Here is a 23,709-nt window from a genome sequence, read left to right as displayed (position 1 = left end):
CTCACAACCGCCATCTCCTTCTGGCTCAACCCTAGCCAACGCACAGTCACCGCTGGATCCGCGCAGCCAACGGCCTCCTGTCGGTACTGACCGGAACGAGGCGGACATCGCCGCTCTCCTCGGTGCCTGGCTGGGGCAATGTGAGCACGGCGTCGTGCTCGTCTTTCTGCATGGTGACTTCGCGGCCGCTGATGGCCCGCAGCTTCCATCCCTGGAAATCGTCGCCGAGCTTCAGCCGCAATGCGGTCTTGTTCGATTGATCGAGAAAGATCCCGAAGCTTTCATCGTCTCCCGCGATCGTTCCGACGAGCGACAGCGGCGGCGGCTCGAGCGCGACCTTGCGCGGTGGCGGCGGCAACGGCTTGCTGACTTCCGGTTCCGCAACGACGGCAGGCGGCGGCCGCCGCGACGGCGAGAACACCGGGCGGTCACGGGTGTTGGACAGCGTCTTGAGCGGAATGCCCCACAGCGGATTTGCGCTGAGCGGCCGGGGCGTCGGCGCCGGCGAAGGCGCCACGCGGACCGACGTGACCGGTTCGGATGGCGGCGGCGAACTCAGCACCGGTCCGCCCAGACGGGTATCGTCGAGCATCCCGGCGTCCAGTGCATCGCCGGATGGGTCAGGCACCGCAGCCGGCGCCGAATAGGCCGACACCGCCAACAGCACGATTGTTGCAGCGAAGCGTCGCATCACTTGGCTCCTCGCCATTGTCCGGAGACGCCGAGTAGCACGCGCAGCTTGCCGGGATCGGCGCCCTTCGCCGCCTCGTCGGCGACGGGTTGCACGACCAATTGGTCGATGAACAGGAACGGCATGCCGGCTTCGAGATCGTAGAGCACCTGCTGCAACTGCGCCTGCTCGATCTCGCTGCTCGCGACCATGCTGATGAAGCCGGCCTTGGCCGGCGCGTTGGGAACGTCGAGCTGCGTCGACAGCACATTGCCGCCGGCCTTGATCACCGCACCCGACACGCGCTGCAGCAGCGTGGCGCCGGCAACGGTGACGGTCGCCCCTTCGAGATAGGCGAAACCGGTCGGCATCGCGGGCTGACCGGGCGCGGTATTCGCCTTCGACCGTCCCTCGAGTTGCTCCAGCATTCCGGCCGACGCCGCAACATCGCTGCGCAGGCCGATGATGTCCGAGAGCGACGAGATGACGACGAAGAGCAGCAGCACGAACAGGCCGAGATAGCTCGCGGTCGCGACCAGTGGCGAAGTGCTGACGGCCGTCAGCGATCGGGATGCTACGCTCATGAGCCGGACCCAAAGGAAGCGGATATATTGGCCTCGACGTGGAACCGCTCCGCCGATTCATTCGCGGCGCGGGTCGTCGGCGCGAAGAATGTCGCGCGGGTGAATTGCGGCGACTGCTCCAGCAGGCGGATCAGGGATGGCGCATCCTGGGTCAGTCCCACCACCTGCACCTTGTTGCCCTCGATGCGGAGCTCCGTCACATAGGTCGTGTCGGGCAAGACGCGCGAGATCGCTTCCAGAACCATGACGCTCGATGGCGTCGTCTGCTTGCGCTTGGCGAGCAGGCCGAGACCGGACGAGTCGCCATTGGCATCGAGACGCAGCGCGGCGCGGCGCTGCGAGATCCGGTGTTGCAGGTCCTCCTGCTCGGATTGCAGCCAGCCGCCGAGATAGATGTTGAGCAGCAGGGAGACCGCGGCCGCGGCCGCCGTCGAGACCAGGCCGATGCGCAACAGGCGCGGAGCCGCGGGTCCGGCAAGGCCGCGCAACGATTTGTCGAGCAGCGTCACCTGCTGCTGGGCGCCATCGCCGCCAACCGCCGGCGCGGAGACCGCAACGGTGGCGGCGCCGAGCATCCTGGCCATCCGGATCAGCGGATCGACCTTGCTCGCCGCGGTCGCACTGAACGCGACTTCGATACGGTCATTGGAGATCGACCGCGGCGGACCCCAGCCAAAGACCGCATCAGCCGCGGTCCATGGCGTCAGCCGGTCGACCTGCGCGCGGATCATGCCATCGAGGAAGTCGCCCGCCTGGCTCGGGAAATCGAGCACGCGGCTGACGACGTGATCCGATCGCAATCGCACCTCGATGCGGCTGCCGTCGAACGCCGTCTTCCACTCCGCTGACAACGGAGGCTGCGGCGCGTCGTGATCGAGCCGGAACGAAACCGGAGCTGCCGGCGAGCCATCCCTCGCCGCGGCGGCGCGGGCCGTGAACGTGCCGTCGGCATTCTCGTCGAGCTCGATGCTGCGCCGGCGCATGAACCTGCCCGCAACGCCGTCGACGGCAGTCGCAACCGCGCCGATCCATTGCTCGAACCATTGCCGTGCTTCGGCGAGTATTGCCATCAACCCCTCCTCCGCGGCAGAACTATACTTCGTGGCTCGACATCGTTCTGCCAGGACAACACACGATATGGCTCGGCCTTGTCGCCGAGCGCAATCACCGCTTCAGACGTGGTGCGGTGACCGTTGCGGAACCGGATCGAGATTGCGATCCGGTAGCAAGGGCTCTGCGCGGTCGATGCCGCAGTTTGCGGGTTCGGCGCCTGCGATCCGGAACTGAGGCCGCCGTTTGGCGAGGGAGCAGGCGCGCCGAAGCCGTCCTGCTGCTTCCCCGATGCCTTATCCACGGCAAGAGCGACTTCCGGCGCGGCGATCGCCGGATCGACATCCGGACTGCCGTTGAACACCGTCACGAACGGCAACACACGATCGACGAAGGCTTCGGGAATCCCGGCGACCAGCGCCAGCTCGTTGGCATGGGTGAACAGCCCCTGGCGCGGCGAATAGCCGAGCGCGTTGTAGCGCGCGGCCTCCACATTCTCGCTGCCCGGCGCGGGCCGGGTTCGCCAGCCGACGATCCGGTCGGCGTATTCGCTGGCCGCGTCCTTCCGGGCGCCGAGCACGACAAAGAGGCCGATCAGCATTTCCTTCGACGCGTAGTTCAGGTCAACACGGCCGGCCTCCGACGTGAAGGAGACACCGACGCTGGCGTCGTCCAGCCCGAAATGAAACGCCCCGTACTGCGGCCGCGTCTTCTCATCCGTCAGCGTCAGCTGATAGGCAGTGAGTTCGAGCCCGGCCGACACCAGCGCCTCGGTCTGCAGCGACAAGTCGCTGGCCGCCAACGCGCGCGCCGACGCGGCAAGATAGGCCGAGAAGATGATCGCCAGCGACGACAGCGCCAGCAGAATCCAGAGCACCGCAACGATGACGAAGCCGCGATTGGCCGGCGATCGGCCGAGATTGCGAGACGCCGCCATCACGTCTTCCCCTGATCGGTGGCACCATCGGAACTTTGCTTGTCGCCGCAATTGCCGTCCGGCTTGGTGCAATCACTCGGAATCTGGACATGGACCGGCGCGATGGTCGAAACCGACAGGACGCGCTGGCTCGCCGCGTCACGCACGGTCAACCGGATCATCGCCGGCAGCTTGTTGGCATCCTTCCATGCACTCTTCCAGGCGCGGTCAGGACCGGCATAGGCGAACGACAGGCGATAGGGTGCGCGCAGCAGCACGACCGGGCTGCCGAGATGCACCTGCTCCGACAGCGACACCCCATCGGCCAGCGGCGTGAAGCGCGCCTGCGAACGAACTGTGACGAACTCGCCGCGATCCCGGGTTTCACCAAGGTGCACCACGTCGAGCCCCGGCCCCGCATTCGGCCCCACCGACGTGCGCACGAACGTGACCGACAATTCCGATCCGTCGAACAGCGGCTTGTGGCTATCGCGGTTGGCGGCAACGAACTCGGCCGCGGCGAGATCGGCACCGATCCGTTCCAGCGCGACCCCGATCAGTTCGCTGCGCTGGATCCGGTCGAGCCCCCGGTTCCAGCTCGGCAGCCATTGCGCCGTGATGCTGGCGAGCGCCGACAGCAACAGCCCCATCAGCGCCAGCGCGACGATGGTCTCGATCAGCGTGAAGCCGCGCTCGCCTCTTCGCTGTGCTGTGCCTGCCGGGGTCATTCCGAAGACCTCGGCATCAGGCGCACGGTGCGAATGTCGGACAATGCACCGCCCGGAGACTTGACGCGAATGCGCACCAGCTCGGGCGCCCAGGGCACGTTGCCCTCGGGCACCGTCCAGTCGCCACCGAGCGGACTGACCTCGATGGTCCAGCGGTAGCCCTCCGCCTGCCCCGTCGACGTGCCCGACTGCAGTTCGGCGCGCGGCGGAATGCCGACCGTCATCAATGTGCGCACCGCCTGCATCAGCGCGACGTGTTGCTCCATGGCCCGGACGCCGCGCGTCTTGACGCCCATGACCGCGCCGATCGCAACGATCGAGACAGCCACCAGCGCCAGCGCCACCAGCACCTCGATGATGGTGAACCCTGCATCAGTGCGGTTAGTTGGCGGCGACGTCGCGAGCAACGATTTCAACCCTTCCGGTGAGCCAGTTGACGCGGACCTCATATCCCGCATCGAGCCGCGTCAGCGCGATGGAGCCGCCGCAGGAACCGCCATTGGCGAAGAAGCGGATGGTCGACAGTGCGGCGCGGCGCTGACAGCTCTGCGGCAGCACCGCATCGAACCGCACGTCATCGGGGATTCGCACCGTCATGCGCGACGCGCCGGAATGGATCACCCGGCTCGCCGCATCGACCAGCGTCGCAACGCTGGTGCTGCGCTCGATGGCGGCATTGCGATCGGCCTTCAGCAGCGTTGCGGTCTGCAACGCATAGGCCTGCAAGCGCGATCGCGAGGTCTGGTGCGGAATGAACGGGAGCAGCACGGCCGCCAGCAGCGCGATGATGGCAAGCACGCACACCATCTCGAGCAGGGTGAAACCGCGCTGCGACGCCTCATTCATGCTCGCCATGCATCCTTATTGTTGGTCGTTGTTGGCGGCTGTCGCCTTTTCAAGCGAGATGTCGGCCGAGGTGCCGCTGCCGCCCTCCTGACCATCGGAGCCATAGGAGACGATGTCATACGGCCCGTGTTCGCCGGGCGAGCGATAGAGATAGGGATGGTTCCAGGGATCGCTCGGAACGTTGCCGCCCTTCAGATAGGGGCCATTCCAGGCGGCGACGCCCGGCGTGCGCCGGACCAGCGCGGCAAGTCCCTCCGCCGTGGACGGGAAGCGCCCGGCGTCGAGGTAGAACAGGTCGAGCGCGCTGGAGAAGCTCTGCAGCTGGATACGCGCGGTCTTGACTTTGGATTCGCTGAGATAGTTGAGCACGCGCGGCCCGATCAGCCCCATGATGAGGCCGATGATCGCGATCACCACCAGCATCTCGACGAGGGTAAAGCCCGCCTGCCCCGAGCGCCTTGGCGGTCGCGGGCGCGCGGGATCGCGTCCCGCTCGCATGGAGAATGTTTCGATGATCGTGTTGCGCGATATCATGACCGATGACCCCTGCTCTAACCGACTAGCTGCGTGACCGAGAGCAACGCCGTCATGACCGATACGATCAGTCCGCCGACGACGGTGCTGATCGTGATGATCGCCAGTGGACCGACGATGCCGACGACACGGTCCAGGCTGCGCTGCAATTTTGCTTCGTAGAATTCCGCGACCCGCCCGGCCAGCACCGGCAGCTGCCCGGTTTCTTCACCGAGCCGCAGCATGCGGACCGCCATCGGCGGCAGGCTGTCCGCCACGGCGAGCGCGTCCGACAATTTTCCGCCATGGCGGACGCGGTCGGCAGCGGCGGTCCAGTTCGCCCCGCTCCCGGTCACCGCCATGATGTCGACGAGGATGCGCAATGCGGCCGTGAGGTTGACGCCGCTGCCGAGCAGGACGCCGAGATTGCGGCAGAACAGGCTGGCGCGATAGAACTGGAAGGCGCTGCTAATGCCCGGCACCCGCGAGATCCCGCTGACCAGCGCGGCACGCACGCGCGCCTGCCGCAGCAGCCACCATGCGAGCGCAATCGTGGCCGCACTGATCAGGCTCGCCGCCGTGGCATTGGCCCGCAGGAAATCCGACACCGCGATGAAGCTGGCGAGCGCCGTATCCGACTTGCCGCCGAAATCGCCCAGCACGGTCGAGAATTGCGGCAGTACGAACAGCAGGAAGAACAGCATCACGCCGGATGCCGCGACCAGCACGAAGGCCGGATATTGCATGGCATCGGTCAGCTTGCGCCGCATCTGCTCGGAGCGTGCGCGCTCGGTCCCCAGCATCTCGAGCACGGAGTCGAGCGTGCCGGAGATTTCCCCCACCCGGACCAGGGCGATGTACATCGGCTGGAACAGGGTCGGATGATCCGCCACCGCATCTGCAAAGCTCTCGCCGGTGAGCAGGGCCGCGCGGATCTTTGCCACCACCGGACGCATCCGGCCGACATCGGCATCGCCGGACAAAAGCTCCAGGGCATCGTCGAGACGCGCGCCGGCCTTGAGCAGCAGCGCGAGATCGCGCGTGAAGGTGGTGACCTCGGCTGCACTCGGCCCGCCGAACAGACTGCCGGCACCGGCGGCGCCGGATGCGCGCTTGTCCTCGGTGGTTTCGATCGGGAGCAGCTTGAGATATTCGATCCGCCGCGCCACCTCGGCCGCCGTCGGAGCCGAGATCGTGCCGTTCACGATCTCGCCGGCCTGGGTCAAAGCGCGGTAGCGATAATTCGGCACGGCGTCACCGCACCGTTGCAACGCGGAGGATCTCGGCGGGCGAGGTCAGTCCGGCGCGGCATTTGGCAACCCCGTCATCGAGCATCGTGGTCATGCCCGCCCGGATCGCCATCGTATCGATCTTCATTCCGTCGCTTCGCTCTCCGATCAGTTCGCGCAGTTCATTGGATAATTCGAGCAGCTCGAACACGCCGAGACGGCCGCGATAACCGGTCGCGCCGCAACGCTCGCAGCCGCATGGCTCGTGAATGATCTCGCCGTCCCGGAATCCGAGCGCGGCGAGCCGGGGATCCTCGGTGAAATCGGCCGTTGCCAGCGGCCGCGCGCTCTTGCAGCGCTCGCACAATTGCCGGACCAGACGCTGCGCGATCACGCCGCGCAGCACCGAACGCAGCAGATAGCCTTCGACCCCGAGGTCGAGCAGGCGCGGTACCGCGGCCGCCGCCGTCTCGGTGTGCAGCGTCGTCAGCACCAGATGCCCGGTCAGCGCCGCATGCACCGCGACATGCGCGGTCTCGGAGTCTCTGATTTCACCGACCATGATGACATCAGGGTCCTGGCGAACGAAGGACCGCAGCGCGGTGGCAAAGGTCAGACCGATCGCCGGCTTGACCTGGGACTGGTTGACGCCGGGGATCTCGTATTCGACCGGATCCTCGATCGTCAGAATCTTGCGGCTGGGTTCATTGAGGATCGAGAGGATCGTCGCCAGCGTCGTGGTCTTGCCGCTGCCGGTCGGCCCCGTAATCACGACCATGCCGTACGGCAGCTTCAGCAGCCGCCGCAGCTTGGCTTCGTCAGACTCGGAGAATCCCAGCTTTTCGACGACCAGCAGGCCGCGATCCTTGGGCAGGATGCGGATGACGGCGGATTCGCCGTGTTGCATCGGCATGATCGCGACGCGGATATCGATGTCGGTGCGCCCGACCCGCAGCCGCGCCGCGCCGTCCTGTGGCAGGCGGCGCTCGGCGATATTGAGGTTGGCGATGATCTTGATGCGCGAGACCACCGCCTGTGGCAGCACCCCCGACAGCGCCGCGACCGGCCGCAGCAGGCCGTCGATGCGCAAGCGCACCATGAGGCCGGCGGAAAACGGCTCGATATGGATGTCGCTGGCGCGCAGCTCGACGGCCTTCTCGATCAGATCGTTGACCGCGCGCACCACCGGCGCACCGCTGGCGAGATCGCGCAGGCTCTCGATGTCGTCCTCACGGGGCAGCGCCGCCGCCGGATCGGCGGTGTCGGCCTCCTCGGCGCTGGAAGAGTTGTTCAGCGCGATGGCGACGTCTTCCGACGATGCCACCTTCACATTGATGCCGGCGCCAAGCACGATCTGCGCCGCCCGCAGCGTCGCTTGGTCAGTCGGGTCGACGACCGCGAGGACAGTGCTCCCATCGGCCGTTCGGCACGGATAGACCATGGTCTCACGCAGGAAGCGCGGCGAGAATGCCCCGACCAGCGGTTCGGCCGAGGTCATCTCCTGGAGCGTCAGGCGGCCGAGCGCGAAGAAGCGCGCGGCCTCGTCGGCGAATTCGGTCGGTGCGAGGCTCGTGACCTCCCACAGCTTCAATTGCCTGGCGTCGGCGCCCTGCCCGCTCCGCTCCGCCGATCCGTCGATCGGCGCCAAATGATTGTTCTGGCGCAGATAATCCACGAACCGAACGGACAGGTCGTTGGCCATTCTCGATATCCCGCCACACTATCCCGGATCAGTCCGTGCCATCCGCCGTCGCGTCGGCCTCCCGGCAATTCTGCGGTTATCGATCCGAAGTGTGACAGCTGTGCGAAGTCACATCGTTCGCCTGGCTCAAGAAACCTTGACGTGGCATCGCGGACACGGCGGCGCGCCGGCTGCGCAGACTTGGTGCGATGCGATGGTCAGGTCGCGAACGACAATCATGTAACCAATTTATTTCTGTCATGTTCGATCGCTAAGAGTCCCATCGGGGTAGGACCGATCGTCGCACGCCGTCGAAATTTCAGTTAGTCAGAGCGAAGGGCCTTCATGCAACGCGTAGGCACAGTGGGCCGCTGCCCGACGATCCGTGGCGGCCTGGCAGCCATTTTTGCCCTGACGTCGCTGGGGTTGCTGGCGTCCTGCAATTCCGCGACGGTCGGCGAGAGCGTGGACGCGTCCCAGGTCGACGTCACCGACAAGGTGCGATCGCTCGATCTCTTGCCGCGCCAGCCGCAACCGGTGAGCGGGCTGGCGGCAGCGGGCGGCGGCCAGGGCGGCAGCGTCCGCGCGGCGATGTATGAGGGAAGCGAAGTAACCGGGGTCGCCGACGCGCGGCCGCAGCCGGCCTCGAACGGCAATGGTTTCGATCTGAATTTCGAGAGCACGCCGGTTGCGACCGTCGCCAAGGTCGTGCTCGGCGACATCCTGCATGTCGGATACACCATCGACCCGCGGGTCCAGGGCACGGTGAGCCTGGTGTCGGTCCGCCCGGTGCCGAAATCCGACATGGTCTTCGTGCTTGAAAACGCGCTTCGCCTGAGCGGCGTGGTGCTGCTGAAGGATACCGCGGGCTATCGCCTGACGCCGCTCGGCGACGCCGTCGGCGGCGGCCGCGTCGATGCCGCGGCGGCCAATCCCGAACCCGGATTCGGCATCTCGGTGGTCCCCCTGCAATATGTGTCGGCGCAGACCCTGCTGAAGCTGACCGACAGCTTCGCCACCAGGGCGGGCTCGATCCGCGCCGACACGACGCGCAATCTGCTCCTGATCCAGGGCACCGGCGCCGAGCGCCGCACCGCCGTCGACACCGTGCTCAGCTTCGACGTCGACTGGATGCGCGGCCAATCGGTCGGCATCTTCCCGATCTCGAGCGGCTCGCCCGCGCCCGTCATCGCCGAGCTGGAGAAGATCGTCGATTCCGGCGAGAACGGCCTCAGCCAGAACGTCATCAAGTTCATGCCGATCGCACGCCTCAATGCGGTGCTGGTGGTGACCAAGAAGCCGGACATGCTGCACACGGCGGCGACCTGGATCAAGCGCCTCGACCGCAACGACACCGCGCGCACCTCGGTCCATGTCTACCGCGTCAAATACGGCGACGCGCGCCAGATCGCGCGGGTTCTGACCGACATGTTCCTCGGCGGATCGTCCGGCAATCTGCTCGACAGCGCCGACAGCCAGCTCGCGCCCGGCTCCGGCACCTCGTCGACGTCGAGCGTCGCCGATCGTCTGTCGGCAAACAGCAACTCGGGCTCGAACTCGGGCAGCTTTGCCTCGCGCGGCACGTCAGGGACAGGCGCAGCGGGCCAGGGCCTCGGCCAGGGATTTGGCGCGGGCGGGCAAGCGAACAATCCCAATCAGGGCCAGGGCAACAATGCCGCGCTGGATAGCGGACGCGGCGCTGGCTCCGGCTCAGGCAACGGCCAGCCCGTCATGCAGGACGTGCGGATCACGCCCGATGTCGTGAACAACAATCTGCTGATCTATGCCGACCAGGCCAACTACCGCATCATCGAGGCGACGCTGCAGCAGATCGACGAGCCGCAGCTCCAGGTCGCGATCGATGCGACGATCGCCGAGGTCACGCTCAACAACACTTTGTCCTATGGCGTGCAGACCTATCTCACCAGCAGGAACCTCGGCCTGAAGCCGAACATGGGCTCGTTCACCGGCACCCAGGCCACCACGGCGCCCGCGACCACCACGGACGCGACCACCGGGGTCGCCTCCGTCGCAGGCTCGGTCACCAATGCCTTCATCAACCGCGCCTTCCCGGGCTTCAACTTCCTGATCGGATCCGAGACGCAGCCGAGCCTGATCCTGGATGCGCTGCATGCCGTGACCAGCGTCAAGGTGCTCTCCAATCCGTCGCTGGTCGTGATCAACAACCAGGTCGCGACCTTGCAGGTCGGCGACGTCGTCCCGGTGTCGACCGGCAGCGCGACGGTGCTGACCGGGAGCAACACGGTGGTCAACACCATCGACTATCGCAACACCGGCATCATCCTGCGGGTTTCGCCGCGCGTCAGTGTGAACGGCACCGTGCGGCTCGATGTCGAGCAGGAGATCAGCAACGTTCCGCAGACCAGCGCGAACAGCCTGACCCCGACGGTGTCGGAACGGAGGGTCAAGAGCCAGATCGCGGTCGCCAACGGCCAGACCGTGCTGCTGGCGGGTCTGATCAGCGAACAGCAGAGCGGCAATCGCAATGCGCTTCCCGTGCTTGACCAGATTCCCGGCCTCGGTGATGCCTTCGGGCATCAGAGCAACGCGACGCAACGCACCGAGCTGATCATCTTCATCCGCCCGCAGATCATCCGCAACGGTTCCGACGCCCAGATCGTGGCCGAGGAGCTGCGATCGAAATTGCGCGGCAGCATCGCCACGACGACGACCAATGCGCCGATCACCACCAGCTTCCATTGAGCGGGGCGACACGATGCTCCTCACGCGCGCGCTTCGGACAAACCTTTGCGCTTCGCTTGCGGTCATGGCCTGGGCGATGACCACATCGGTCGCGAGCGCCGATAGCCTTGCGCGCGGAACGGCCGCCTTCCATCGCGGCGACTATGTCAGGGCATTTCACGAGCTCTCGCCCGCCGCCGATCGCGGCAACGCAAGAGCCCTCGGCATGCTCGGCTTCATGTATGAGCACGGCTTCGGCGTACCGCAGGCCTACGCGGCCGCCGCCGATCTCTACTATCGCGGCGCCATGCAGGGCGACCCGTTCGCACAAGCCATGCTCGGCCTGAGCTACGACAAGGGCCACGGCGTTCCGACCGATTTCTTGCTGGCCTACAAATGGCTCAATCTGGCGGCGGCCCGCACCGGCGGGCGACAGCGCGATGCCTATCTCCGCTTCCGCGATGCGGTCGCATCCAAGCTCTCGACCTATGAGATCATGGCCGGCCAGCGGTTTGCATTGGAATGGGTCCCCGACCGGCAGGCACCGGATGTGCATCTGACGGTCAAGTAATCGCCGGCCGTATAAGCCTCATGGGGTGCGCGCAAGGCGCTGGCGATTCCGGGAAAGCGACCTTTGCATCGCGCGATCGCTTTCCCGAGCCACGGTCCTGCATCCTCGCGCGTCACCTGCCTGACGAGGCCGTCGTATCGCCGAGCCCGATGACCTGGAAGGCGCTGTTCTCGTTGTAGCTCTGTTTTTCGCGCGGCTTGCGCTGCTGCTCCGGCTGCTCTTGGGGCGGAGATCCGTCACCGCCGCCATAGCCGAGCACTTCGACGATCACGACCGACGGCTGGTCATTGTTCTTTGGCGGTGGCGCCGCGGCCTGCTGGCTGGCGCCGGCCGTGTTTGACGCTGATGTCAGCGCCCCGACCGGCGGCCCCTGAACCGTCGGAATGCCGGTCGAGGTGCCCTGCACCTGGATGTTGGCGGCGTTGACCACCTGCAGCGCGGCGAGGTTGACGTTGCCTGAGACACGGATGCCGGCTTCGCCCGCATCGATGGTGCCGAGCGGCGCGATCAGGTCGACGTCGCTCGGCGGAGTGCCGGGGATGGTCGCGAGCGTCGCGATGCCGGCACCACTGGCCGGTGCCGCCGGCGACAGTGCGATATTGCCATACGCGTCATAGGTGCGCAGCGGCGGCGTATAGATCACCGTCGTCTTCGAGCCGCGGCCGGCGTTGATGTCGCCGGTCGCCGACCACACCAGCACATTGCCGCCGAACGTGGTCATGATGCGGCTCTGGCCGAGCAGCACGCTGCCGAGCGAATACACATCGATATTGCTGTTCTGGCCTTGCGTGATCAGGCCAGCACCAGGACCTGGCGTCACGCCCTCGACCCCGATGATGGTCTGCCCGCCCGGATTGAGGATCTGAATGTCGCCGCCATACTGGGTGTTGATCCCGGCATCGCTGACCACCGGGACGGTGACGCCGTTGACGGTGGTGGAGCCCGTGACGCTGCTGAACATCGTGATCTTGCCGGAATAGGTCAGCGGATTGCCTTGCGCATCCTGATCCGGGAACAGCGTGGCGATCGCATCGCGCCCACGCAGATAGCTACCGTAGCGGCGGCTGGCCTTGTCGTTGTATTCGCGACCGCCGAGCGTGAGCTCCTTGTAGTAGATGTCGCGGACGAACACGCCCTGCTGCTCCACGGGCAGCGACAGGAAGAACGCCAACGCGTCGTCCTTCGTGCCGGTGAAGATGTAGGACTGGCCCTTGTAGATATAGTTCTGACCGGACGAGAAGCGCTTATGCAGCCAATCGTATAATTCGTCGGCGTAGGCCTTGGCGACCTTGCCGCTGCCGGCGAGCGGCGTGCCGTCGCCGGGAAGCTGGTTCGCTGCGTTGAAATACAGCTTGGCGAAATCGGTGTAATCAGGACCGCTGGCGCCGACACCGGCGATCGTGACGATGCCGGCACCGCCCGTGGTGTTGGACTGATTGACGATATCGCGCACGCTGAGCAGAGAGCCGTAGTAGCCCTGATACAGGTTGCGGCCAGCCTGTAGCTGAAGCAGGCCAGGACCGAGAACAGCGACGGATTGATAGAAGATGTCGCGGCCGGCCTGCATCAGCGAGATGTCGTTCGGCCCGTTGTTCAGGAACACACTGGGCACGGGACCGGTGCCGACGATATCGCGGCCGGCAACGACCTCGAACGGCTTGGCCGCGATATACCAGGTGCTGTGGGTCGGATAGAAATACGCGCCACCACTCGGGCTCTCCGGCTGAGCCTGGCCGAGGGTGAGATCGACAATGTCGACGCCGGCGTAGACCAGGGCCGGCCGGTTATCACCTGCATGCAGGTTGGAGATGGGCGTGTCCTCGCCGAAGGCGATTGGACTGATGGGATTGATGCGATTGGCGGCGTTCGCCCACGCATTGGAGCTGCCGGCGCCGCCGGTGCCAGTGGCAAAGACAGGATTGAACGGCGTCGCCAGCGTGCTCATGTCCGCGCCTGACATCGCCACGACCTGGCTCGTCCCGTAGACCGAGCCGGCCGCCAACAATTCGAGTTGGCCGAGCGGCGACGACGTCAGCTCGATTGTCGGCACTCCGCCGCCGGCCCCAGGCTCCGTAAAGCGGATATCACCGTTGGCGGCCGCGACGATCAGCGTTCCCGGAAAGAAAGCCGTGCCGCTGAAGGAAACTCCGCTCAATACGGCCGCATCACCACCCGCCGCGTAGAGATTGATCGCGGTCGCCGGCGTCCACAATGTGAAGTTCGATTGCCCGCGGCTGTGGAGTGTCGTGGTGCCGTCGGCATTGCGCACCGTATACGCAATGCCGTTCAGATCGACCGGCGACGCCATGCCGGCGTCCCCCGCGCCGCCGAGCACGAGGTCGCCGCGCGTAACGATGCTGACGCTGCCATCGCCCGGCATGACGAGCGGCCCCGGCGTCTTGAGCGAGCGCTTGAAGACGTTGGGATCAACGGCGCGCGGATCGTACGAAACCAGATAGGAGCCCCAGGTGTTCGGGGCCAGCGCGCCGACCGACCCGGCACTGACGGTGGTGTCGCCGCGCAGGTTGGTGATCGAGCCGAAATAGTCCGGCACCTGACCCTGACCGTAAGGCGTCGTCGGCACCACCGGATTGAGTCCGCCGCCAATCTTCACGACCAGATTGCCGCCACCGGTCTCTACCAACGTGCCATTCGGCAGAATACGGCCGGTCGAGGCGACCGCCAGGTCGAGGCCGGTCGAGCTATTGCCCGTCACGCCGGCATTGCCGCCCGCGATCACGATGAGATTGCCGCCGCCGAGCGTGCCAATCCCCTGAAAGCCGATCAGCTGTTGGCCGTTATCATAAGGGTTGGTCTTCGCAAGCGAGCCGAAATTGATCCACCAGGCAGCCGGATCGGCGGAGGCGCCACCGCCTTGCAGCCGGAGCCAGTTGGCGGTGAGATTGGAGTCGGCGAACCGGATGTTGTTGTCCGCGATCTGGATGTTACCGGTGATATCCCGTTGCGCGGTGAGCAGGAGGTCGCCGCCATGCTCGGGGTACCAGGCGTGCGAGTTGCCGCTGCTGGTGACACCGACGAGGTCGTAGGGATTGCTGCCGTCGGCCGCCAGGATCGGCGCCGCCTGGGTGCCGGCCGTATAGACGCCATATGGCGTGGCCTCGCTGAAGCTGCCGCCGGCCAGCAGGTCGAGACTGCCGGTGCCGGTGCGCAGCACGCTGAAGAACGTGCCGTTGCGCGACGAATTGTAGGCTGGATCGCTCAGCGTCAGGTTGCCGCTCCCGTTGAGCGCCTGGGTCGTTTGCAACGTGCGCTGGTCGGCGGCGGCGAGATCGGCACCCGCGACGAGGCGGATCGATGCGGACAGCGAACCCGGCGCCAGCATCTGGGCTCCGGCCGCGGTGCCCGCCGCCGCAGGAATTGCAGGGGTCGCCACAACCGCAACGGTCGGCATGCTGCCGGGCTCAAACGCGAACCCATAGCTGTTACTGGCACTCAGTATCGTACCGGCAGGAATCGTATCCCCGGGGTTGTAGGAGTTGTTGTTGGTATCGACCAGTGGGCCCCAGAAGTTGTTGATCCACCAGTTGTAGAAGTCGTCGTTCGGAACCGTCCAATTGCTCACGACGTAGACGTCGGTCTGACCGTCGTACCAATAGGTGTAGCCGCTGAATGAGCGCTGGGTGAAGTACGGGCTGTTGGTGGCGTCGAAGATCCTGATGCTCGCCGGCGCTCCCGGTGATGATTTGAATCCGTCCGAGATACTTCCCTTGACAGTCACACTGCCGCCGGCGCGGATCACGAGCGCCATCGGTTCGCCGGCGCCGTAGCGTGCGGAGGTCGCGTCGCGATTGGCGTTCGGCCCGTAGCGGTAGCCGGCAAGATCGATATCACCCGACGTCGACAGATCGCCGCTCGAGGTGATCTGGACGCCCGGCCGCAGATGGTAGGTGCTGCCGTACGCGGAAAGACCCGCGACGCGCGCCGCCAAACCCGCATTGCCCAACGCGGCGTTGATGAACGCTGTGCTCGCGACGTCGTAGCCGTCGAGCGTCGCCTGGTTGATGGTGCTGCCGCCCGGTAGGTCATAGGTCCAGAACGCGTTGAGCGCGATGCTGTAGGCACCTTTGATGTTGACCGGACCTCCTGCGTTGATCGCGATATCGCCCGAGGTCTCGGCTGTCCGCTGGGCGTTCAGCACCACGTCGCCATAGGCGACGCCGTTCGGGGTGGTGAGATTCATGGTCGCGCCTGATGCCAGCGTGAGCGCGCCGCCTGCCGCGGTCAGCTCGATATGGCCGCGGTTCCTCGCCTCGATCGGTTGGCCGTAGCCGTCGACCTGCAGCACCATGCCGTGAACATCGAGCACGGCGGTCGGCGCCAGCGCGAGCCCATTGCCGGCCGAGAGCCGGATGGTGCCGGGTGCGGCACCGGACGCATCGATGGTGCCGACGACGGTCAGGCTGCCGTTGTCGGTGGCGATCGTGACGTTGCTGGCTTTCACACCGTCGCCGACGACCAGATCGCCGTTCCTGATGTCGAAGGCACGCGCGTCGAAGAAGCCGCCCTGGGTCAGCAGGGCGTTGAGCGCAGCGAAGTCCGAGTTGGACAGTCGGCCGGCGGCGATGCTGAAATCGCCGCTCGCGTAGCCATTTGTCGCCGCCCCGTTGAGCACGCCGCCGAGCGTGACCGGCCCATTCGCCGCCGCGATGCTGATCGAGCCGGCACCGGCGTTGGTCGCGGAGACATCGATGACGGAGCCGGCAAGTTGCGTCAGGCTGCCCTGTGCGCTGTTGAAGATCGCGGTGCCGCCGAACCCGTAGACGGTCGCCGCCTGGATCGTGGACGGCCGACCACCGAGGTCGATCCGGCTTGCGCCGCCGAGTGCGATATCGCCCGTCGCGTTGACGACCAGCTTGCCGCTCGGCAGCAGGATCGTGCTGTCGATCCCGACGCTGCCGCCGGTCAGGTCGATCTCGGCGCCGGCCACGGTAGACCCGGCCGCGCTTGGCGCGATGCCCGCGGGCGCAACGACGTTGAGCGCACCGCCGGCGGAGTAGGCCATGATCGACTTCTGCGCACCGGTGAGCAGCGGCGTCGTCAGCGTCAAATTGCCGCCGCTGCCGCTCTGGCCGAATACGGCGGCAGGATCCGAACTCGGTGACTGGTAGACGAACAGCTTGCTGTTGCCAGCCGAGATGATCCTTGAGTTGCCGGTGATGTTGACGTTGCTGAAGCCGTAGATCACGCGGCTTGCCGTCGAGGTGTCGAGCGAGGCGAACCGGCCGAAGTCGATCTCATTGGCGACGAGATTGAGGGTACCGATTCCGGTTCCTGGCCCGCCTGCGGCGATGGCCGGCGGCGTCGCACCGCTCAGGCCATTCCACGTGATCTTGTCGGCGGCGATGGTCGAGCTGTCGCCGGCGCCGCCGTAGCCATAGATCGCCGAGGTGTTCAGCACCAGGTTGACACCGCTGCCGGTGGCGTCGAGGCCGGCGTTTCCGAACAGGTTGATCGAATTCGCCGCGGCAAGCGTGATGGTCTTCAACGCCGGCGCATTGTGCAGGGGATCACCGTTGACCAACGTGTTGAACAGCGTCTGATCGAACATCAATCCGGCGGGTGCGCCGGCCGCGGCCACGGTCGCGGCGTCGCCGATATTGATGGTGCCGACCGCGAGCGCGATGTTGCTCGACCCGAAATGGGCGGTCGGATCGATCGCGGAAGCGCCCTTGGTCACGAACGCCAGCGTCCCTTCGGAATAGAGCGACGAGCCGGCGCCGATAGTAATCGAACCGTTGCCGACATTCGATGGCAGGAAGTTGATGTCACCATTGGACAGCGCCAGCACAGTGAACTGGCTGACCGCATAGCTCATGCCGGTCGACACGGAATCGAACGGGACTGCGCCCTGTCCGACGGTGTTGAGCGTCACGTTGTTACCGACGCTGATATTGTTGCCGATAAAGAACATCTCCCCGGCGGAGAGGGAGACGCCATCGCGGATGAACAGATCATGACCGTAGGGTTGACTAAGGAACAGCGTGCCATTCGAGGTAATGACAGTTCCGTTGACCAGGAGGCGCGGCGCTTTGAGCGCATTGAGATCGGCGGCGCCGACCGAGGGACTGGAGAATCCTTGGGTCGGCGCGTCCGCATAAACCTCGCCGACATTCAGCAGCGCCACCTGACCGGCATTACCGCCCTGCGTACCTTGAAACAGCGCGGTGCCGTCGAATGTGAGCGCTGGTCCAATCGGGGTGGCGTTCGGCATCTCGAATATGATCTCGAGCGTCTTGCCGTCGCTCGGCAGCAGCGGACGCACGCCGCCGAACTGCGCCACGTTGGCAAGCAGGAAATCGCTGTAGCTCTGCTCGTTGAACTGCGAGTATTTGCGAACCGAGGTGCCTGCGGTGATCAGCGCGGTCACCGGCAGGCTACCCTTGATCGCGGTGTTGGCGATGCCGGTGGTGACTGTAGCTGCGTAGGTGCCGTTGCCGATTGTGATCGGGCTGCCGACCGGTGTCGTGGTGCTGCCGCCAAGCTCCACGCGGTACGCGCCGGGCAGCAGTGCGTAGTTGGACGGCAGCAGCGTGTACGTTCCCGCCGGCAGTCCCGGGACACCGGACGGAATTGTGACCTGTTGACCAATCGCGGGATCGCCGGCGCCATTTTCGGGCGCGATCGGCGCATAGCCTGAACTGTAGCCAGGGAGGATCGCATAGACCTTGTCGCTCGCCTTGCTGACTAGCGTCGCGGGGTTGGCGTTGACGAGCGGCGTGTTGATCACGTTGACCGAGCCGCCGCGTCCGGAGACGAAACCCGCGCCGGCGAGCGTGCCGCCCCCCGACATATCCAGGATCGCGCCGCTCGCGACGTTGATCGACTGGCCATCCAGGATGATGCCGGATTGCGGCCCGTTGTTGTTGAAGTTGGTGAGGCCGATCGTACGGATGCTGGTGCCGTTATACGTGTAGGTGACGCCGTCGATCGTACCGCCGTAGGGGATGGTCAGGCCAGCCATCGAAACGGAAGTCAGGCTGCCGGGCAGCAGGTCGACGTGCGGCGTGTACACTGGCCAGCTCAGGCCGAAGGTCAAAAGACCGAACGGCGCGCGGACGATGCCGCCCTGCTCGATCACCGGCGCCTGGAACGCGAGCTGGCCGAACACGGAGAGCGGAGCGTCCGGAATGGCATCGGTGGTGCGTCCGATCGTGAGCGTCGTCGTCGGATCGGAATTTCCACTGCCTGCGATGACGGTGGCAACGGCATTGGTCGCGGGATAGATCTGCGCGGCAAGGAGATCGAGATTGCCGCTGGTGGACAGCTGGGTCGCGACAACCCCCGGCATCGACAGGAAGCGGATGTCGCCCTGGCTGACGAGCTTCGTCGTCAGGAACCCCGGCGCGTACATGTGGTTCGGCGAACGCGCCGAGAAGCCGATGAGGCCCTGGATGTCGATCTGGTTTGCGTCGGCCTCGAACGTGGCCGTGGTCGGCAAGGCCGCACCGCCGGGATTGCGGATGCTGCCGCTGATGGTCCCGTCGGGGACAACGGCCGTCGCTTCACGAAACAGGATGTAGGGAGCTGACACCCTCACGTTACCAGTCGTGGCCGGCATCGAAGGATCGACCGGTCCAGTCACCGGAGCTCCCGACGCGAACGCCGCCGCCGTCAGCGTCAGGCTACGCCCCAGCGCCAGCGACACATTGCCGGAGAACGCCATGTAGTCGCCGGACGTCAGCGTCAGGCTGTCGAACCCGCCGGCCTTGACCATGTCGGCGCTCACGGTGGCTTGGCCAAACGTCAGATGCGACGCGGCCGTGCCCGGGGCGATATCCTCCGGCAGCGAGGAAGCCGGACGCGCCTGCACCACGGTCATCAGGCTCGGAACGATCACATTGGCCGGTGCCACCCCTTTGGGGAAGGAATTCCCGTCGAAGTTCGGCGTAGTGAGCGCGATCGACAGGCTGCCGCCGGAGGCGCCGGCTCCGCCGGAGAAGGCGTGGATATCGCCGTCGAGATAGAGACCGCTCTGCGATGACAGCGTAATGGAGCCGCCATTCGTTGTGACGATCTGTGGGCGGCTTGACAAAGCCGTACCGCCCGCCGCGAGATCGATCGCGACCTGGGTGCCATCTGCATTGAGCTCGGCGCCCGGACGCACGATCACGAAGGCACCACCACCATTGATGGTGATGGAGCCGCCGTCCGTCGCCTTCCCGAATGGATGTCCTGATATATCGGACGCCTGATAGGCCAGGCCCGAGACATCGAGTTTGGCAGCGGCATCGACCCAGATCGAAATGCCGCGGCCGTTGCCGCTCAGGTCGAAGTTGAAGCCTGCTCGAACCGGCGAACCGTAGGCATCATTGACCAAATTGATGCTGCCGCCATGCGCGGTCAGATTGCCGAACACGCTGATCTGACCGAAGGCATCGAGCGTGATGCTCTGGCCTGGATCGACGCTAACCGAGGCGCCGTCGCCAACCACGATCGCGCCGCCAGTGCTGGGCTTGATGAGCGAACGCAGCGTGAGGCTCGCACCGCCGCGCTGGGTTACCGCGGCCTTGCGCGGATCCCCGGTGAACAGCGGCGGGGTCCACAGCTCCAACGCCGACGACGGATCGGTGCGGGCCGGTGCCGCATAACTGCTAGCTGTGAACCGGTAGACCGGCATCGCGGCCGCAAGCACAGTGTTGTTGGCCACCACAACACCCAGCCCGCCATTGATGTCGTAATTGGAGAAGCCGGCGGTGAAGAACGCAGGATTGAGCGATGGCGCGGGCTCGACGGCGACGGTTTGCGGTATCACCCCGCCGACCGGAATAGTGCTGCCGACCGGGTAAGTCATCGGCGTTGATTGAACCGACCCAGCTGCGTAGGTGATCTGGTAGGGCAGGACCGGAAGGCCGTTGGGAAAAACGCTTGAAGGAATGACCGTGCCGGCCGGAATGACGTCGCCGGTGGCTCCGCCGAGACTAAAGCCGGAGATGATCGACCCCGCTGGCAACACGGATCCGGTGCTCCAATACTGCGTGTTGCCGTTCACCCGTGTCTGCACCGTGATCCCGGTTGGAACGGGCCAGTCCGCGCCAGTTGGCACACTGGGCACACCCGCGTTCCGGATATCGACCGGGGTCGGCACGTCATAGACCAATGAGGTGAAGGTGAGCGTTAGCGGCACCGGCAACGGCTGCCCCGCCGGGATGGTGAGCGGTTGGGCGAACTTCAATGCGACCGGCGCAGGCGTGCCTGCGGGCAGCACACCTCCGGCAAGTTCAGCGCTGTCGCCGATCAGGATGTTGCCTGGCGTCGAGATCGTCAGCGTGCCGCCGCCAGTGACGCCCCAGGCGCGGATCGCACCATCGAGAACCAGATTTCCATCGCCCGGCGTTCCCGCATCCTGCTGGGTGTGCCCCGCGAGAATCGTGACGTTGCCGCCTTTGCCGCCTTGCGTCTTGCCGTTGATGAGGACGGCGCCGCCGGAGGACACGTCGACCGTGCTGCCGGCAGCGAGCTTAACGTCCTGAGTCGAATCGAAGGTGACGTTGCCGCCGTCGAGGAAACCGAGGCCCGACACGCTGTTCGGATTGGTCTGCGCGTTGACCCACAGGCCGCGCGTATCGATGACGGCGCCGGGCTCCAGCGTCAGCGCCGCGCCTCCAGCCGAATTCGTCAGCGAAAACGTGCCGGTTGCCGAGTTGAGAATGTTGCTGACGGTGACGGTGCCGGAGCGCGCGGTGATGCCGGCCGCGATATCGACGGTCGGAGCGATCAGCTTGACCTGCGCGCCAGATGACAATTGCAGCGGCGCATCGATGGAGATCTTGTTGGCCGTGTTGATGTTGAGGCCACCGAGGCCGAAGCTGTTGAGCGCCGGCGCATCGAACCAGGCCGTATTGACGCGACCGGCCGGCAGCGCGGAAGTCAGGTCGAGACCGCCAGTGACCGGCGCAACGTTGCCGAACGACACATCGGTGTTGTAGGCGTTGGCGAGGCCATAGCCATTGTACTGCCCGAGCGCCAGCGTGCCGGCGAGCGGCACGGTGTTCTGCGTCAGCTTGTAGCCGTCGGTGACACCAGTCGGGCGCTTGGCGATCTGGTTTTCGCCGTCGATCACATTGGCGAGGATCGTGCCCTCGAACACAGAGGTCGGGGTCGCGAGAACGAGACTGCCAGCGTCGCGGCCCACGGTGTAGCCGTTCTCCCAGCGCGAGCTGCCTCTGCCGAACGGGCTGAGATAGACCTCGATAACGTTCCAGTGCGCGTGATTGACGATGAAGCCGTTCGCCACCGCGACATAGGTCAAATTGGCCGGGGCATCGTCGGCATTGTAGATGCGGCCGTCATTGCCGAGCAGCAGCGTCTGCCGCACATAGCCGCTCTGATACTGCACCGCTCCGCCGGAGATATTGAAGATCGCGCCGCGCTGCGCCACCACCTCCGGCGCTGACAGCGTGATGGTGCCGCCCACCGCAGTCCATTCGCCGATCTTGTGGCCGGTGTTGTTGAGATAGCCGGAGACCTCGAGCAACCCGCCCGCGGTGTAGTAGCGGTCCGTCGCATAGCCGCCGGTGCCGGCCGGCACCAGGGTCAGATCGCGGGCGTCGATCCACAGATTGCTGTTGATGAGCGTGCCGTTGTCGCGGTTCTGCGGGCTGTCGCGCAGCTCATTGCCCTGGACATTGACCTTGATCGAGTTGGCGGACACCGGCAGCACGGTGCCGGTGGTGCCGGAGACGTCGATCACCGATCCGCTTTCGGCGAACACGCGCTTGCCGGCGGAGGCCGTCACCTGGCCGCCCTGCGCCATGGTCAGCGAGCCGTTCCTGAAATCGATCGTGCCGCCGGTGACGATCTCGATGCGCGACTGATCGGGCCGATCGGACAGCGTCGAGAGATTGTCGAACTGGCCGGTCGCCAGCAGGTTCGGCTTGGCCGAGGCGATCAGGGCATCGCGCTGCGAATTGAGCGCGGTCACGCTCGGATCGATGCCGGAGACCAGCGCGGCCGCCGCATCGGTCTCCGGCAGGATCAGGCTGATGCCGTTATTGGTCAGCGTGACGCTGCCGGTCGCGTCGGACGCCGAATTGAGCAGATGGATGGCGCCGCGCTGATTGACCGAGGTGGTGGAGACCAGGATGCCATCCTGGGTGACGGCATGGCCGGCGAGCGTGATATCGCCCTGCTGGGCGAGGACGAGACCCGTGTTGCTGACGGTCCCGCTGCCGCTCCCGCGATAGAGCACCGGCGCGATCTCGTTGCCGCGCGTGGTCGAGTTCTGGTTGGTGTTGGTGCCATAGCCGGCGCGCAGGATGAAATCGTCGCCGGCCGCGAACTGGGTCTGCCCCTTCGGCGTGGTGATGGCGCCAGCATTGTCGACCTCGGTGCCCATCAGCAGCACGAAGCCGCCGCCCGTCGTGACCGAGGACGGCGCATTGGTGGTGATCAGCGCGCCGCTCTCGACCACGATCTTGCCGCCGGCACCGGTGAAGCTCGGCAGATAATTGGTGCCGCTCTGGGTCGAATAGAGACCGCTGGCGCGGAACTGGCTGTCGGCGATATTGGCGCTGGACGCGATCAGCGAGCCGACATTGATCTGGCTCGCGCCGCCGAAGATGATGCCGTTCTGGTTGATCACCAGCACCTGCCCCGGCGCGGTGATGCGGCCGAGGATCTGGCTCGGTCCGGCATTGCCGACCACGCGATTGAGCGCGGTCCAGTTGCTGGCCTGCTGGCTGAAATTGAGCGTGGTCTGGCTGCCGACGTTTAAACTCTGCCAGTTGAGGATCGCCTGCGGCGCGGTCTGATTGACGGTGACCGTGGTCTGGCCACCGCTTGCGGCCTGGCTCGGCAGGGCTGCACCTTGCCAAAGGCTCGAACCGGGCACGGCGCCCGGCGCAACCTGAAGGCCGCCCGGCGCGAGGCCGTTCGGCACCGCCACCTGCGGCAACGTGGCCGATCGCTGCGAGGCTGCAGCTGCGCTACGCGCAGCGGACTGCGCAGCCTGCAACGCCTGGATGGCCTGGGTCGCCCGCATCAGCGCGCCCTGGCTTTGCCTCGCGACATCAGTGGCCTGCTGGGCTGCGGCAGCTGCGGCATCGCTGGCGATCGCCGGAGCCGAGTTCGTCGTCGCGAAATTGCCGAATGGACGCGCGGATGCGCCCTCAAGCCCGGTCAGCAGCAGCGCCAGCGTGCTTGTTCCCGCGAGCAGCATGGAGTGGGATGCCAATCCGATCCGCTGCCGCGAAGAAGGC

13 protein-coding genes are annotated in these 23,709 nt (G+C 65.8%); 2 read left to right on the top strand and 11 right to left on the bottom strand.

Annotated elements, in window-relative coordinates:
- Positions 1–46: 46 nt before the first annotated feature.
- From AAFG07_RS04580 to AAFG07_RS04535, 10 genes are read right to left on the bottom strand one after another with little or no spacing between them, the layout of a single operon-like run.
- Positions 47–691: a hypothetical protein gene (locus AAFG07_RS04580; protein ID WP_342726202.1), complete on the bottom strand. Its 645-nt coding sequence runs from the start codon at positions 689–691 to the stop codon at positions 47–49.
- Positions 691–1,254 carry a type II secretion system protein GspM gene (gene gspM, locus AAFG07_RS04575; RefSeq protein WP_342726201.1) on the bottom strand — a complete coding sequence of 188 codons (564 nt, stop codon included), beginning with the start codon at positions 1,252–1,254 and terminating at the stop codon, positions 691–693. Before gspM ends, AAFG07_RS04580 begins: the two co-directional genes overlap by 1 nt.
- Positions 1,251–2,324, bottom strand: a complete 1,074-nt coding sequence (locus AAFG07_RS04570; RefSeq protein ID WP_342726200.1) for a PilN domain-containing protein — start codon at positions 2,322–2,324, stop codon at positions 1,251–1,253. The genes gspM and AAFG07_RS04570 overlap by 4 nt, the downstream gene beginning before the upstream one ends.
- Complete coding sequence (locus tag AAFG07_RS04565) at positions 2,324–3,241, bottom strand: type II secretion system minor pseudopilin GspK (protein WP_342726199.1); 918 nt, start codon at positions 3,239–3,241, stop codon at positions 2,324–2,326. Before AAFG07_RS04565 ends, AAFG07_RS04570 begins: the two co-directional genes overlap by 1 nt.
- Positions 3,241–3,948, bottom strand: coding sequence for a type II secretion system protein (locus tag AAFG07_RS04560; protein WP_342726198.1), 708 nt, complete (start codon positions 3,946–3,948; stop codon positions 3,241–3,243). Before AAFG07_RS04560 ends, AAFG07_RS04565 begins: the two co-directional genes overlap by 1 nt.
- Positions 3,945–4,355, bottom strand: a complete 411-nt coding sequence (locus tag AAFG07_RS04555) for a prepilin-type N-terminal cleavage/methylation domain-containing protein (protein ID WP_212017817.1) — start codon at positions 4,353–4,355, stop codon at positions 3,945–3,947. The genes AAFG07_RS04560 and AAFG07_RS04555 overlap by 4 nt, the downstream gene beginning before the upstream one ends.
- The gene (locus AAFG07_RS04550) at positions 4,330–4,794 is read right to left on the bottom strand and encodes a type II secretion system protein (RefSeq protein ID WP_092126604.1); all 465 of its coding nucleotides are present in this window, start codon (positions 4,792–4,794) and stop codon (positions 4,330–4,332) included. The genes AAFG07_RS04555 and AAFG07_RS04550 overlap by 26 nt, the downstream gene beginning before the upstream one ends.
- A 15-nt stretch (positions 4,795–4,809) precedes the next feature.
- Positions 4,810–5,292 carry a type II secretion system major pseudopilin GspG gene (gene gspG / locus AAFG07_RS04545; RefSeq protein WP_342726197.1) on the bottom strand — a complete coding sequence of 161 codons (483 nt, stop codon included), beginning with the start codon at positions 5,290–5,292 and terminating at the stop codon, positions 4,810–4,812.
- A 53-nt stretch (positions 5,293–5,345) separates the two neighbouring features.
- Positions 5,346–6,557, bottom strand: coding sequence for a type II secretion system F family protein (locus AAFG07_RS04540; protein ID WP_342726196.1), 1,212 nt, complete (start codon positions 6,555–6,557; stop codon positions 5,346–5,348).
- Positions 6,558–6,561: 4 nt separating this feature from the next.
- On the bottom strand, positions 6,562–8,238 hold the full coding sequence (locus AAFG07_RS04535) for a GspE/PulE family protein (RefSeq protein WP_342726195.1): 1,677 nt from the start codon (positions 8,236–8,238) through the stop codon (positions 6,562–6,564).
- A 324-nt stretch (positions 8,239–8,562) separates the two neighbouring features.
- Between AAFG07_RS04535 and gspD the strand changes: the two genes are divergently transcribed.
- Together gspD and AAFG07_RS04525 are read left to right on the top strand one after the other, a co-directional pair.
- Positions 8,563–10,941: a type II secretion system secretin GspD gene (gene gspD, locus AAFG07_RS04530; RefSeq protein WP_342726194.1), complete on the top strand. Its 2,379-nt coding sequence runs from the start codon at positions 8,563–8,565 to the stop codon at positions 10,939–10,941.
- A 76-nt stretch (positions 10,942–11,017) separates the two neighbouring features.
- Positions 11,018–11,491: a tetratricopeptide repeat protein gene (locus AAFG07_RS04525; RefSeq protein WP_342726193.1), complete on the top strand. Its 474-nt coding sequence runs from the start codon at positions 11,018–11,020 to the stop codon at positions 11,489–11,491.
- Between the two features lie 112 nt (positions 11,492–11,603).
- On the opposite strand, the gene AAFG07_RS04520 is transcribed toward AAFG07_RS04525, so the two are convergent.
- A complete protein-coding gene (locus tag AAFG07_RS04520) occupies positions 11,604–23,684 on the bottom strand; it encodes a filamentous haemagglutinin family protein (RefSeq protein ID WP_342726192.1) in 12,081 nt (4,026 codons plus the stop codon).
- Positions 23,685–23,709: the final 25 nt, after the last annotated feature.

Origin of the sequence: Bradyrhizobium sp. B097, assembly GCF_038957035.1 — a bacterium.
Classification (GTDB): Bacteria; Pseudomonadota; Alphaproteobacteria; order Rhizobiales; family Xanthobacteraceae; genus Bradyrhizobium.
Note: the sequence above shows the minus strand (reverse complement) of the source record. Positions and strands in the feature narration are given on the sequence as shown.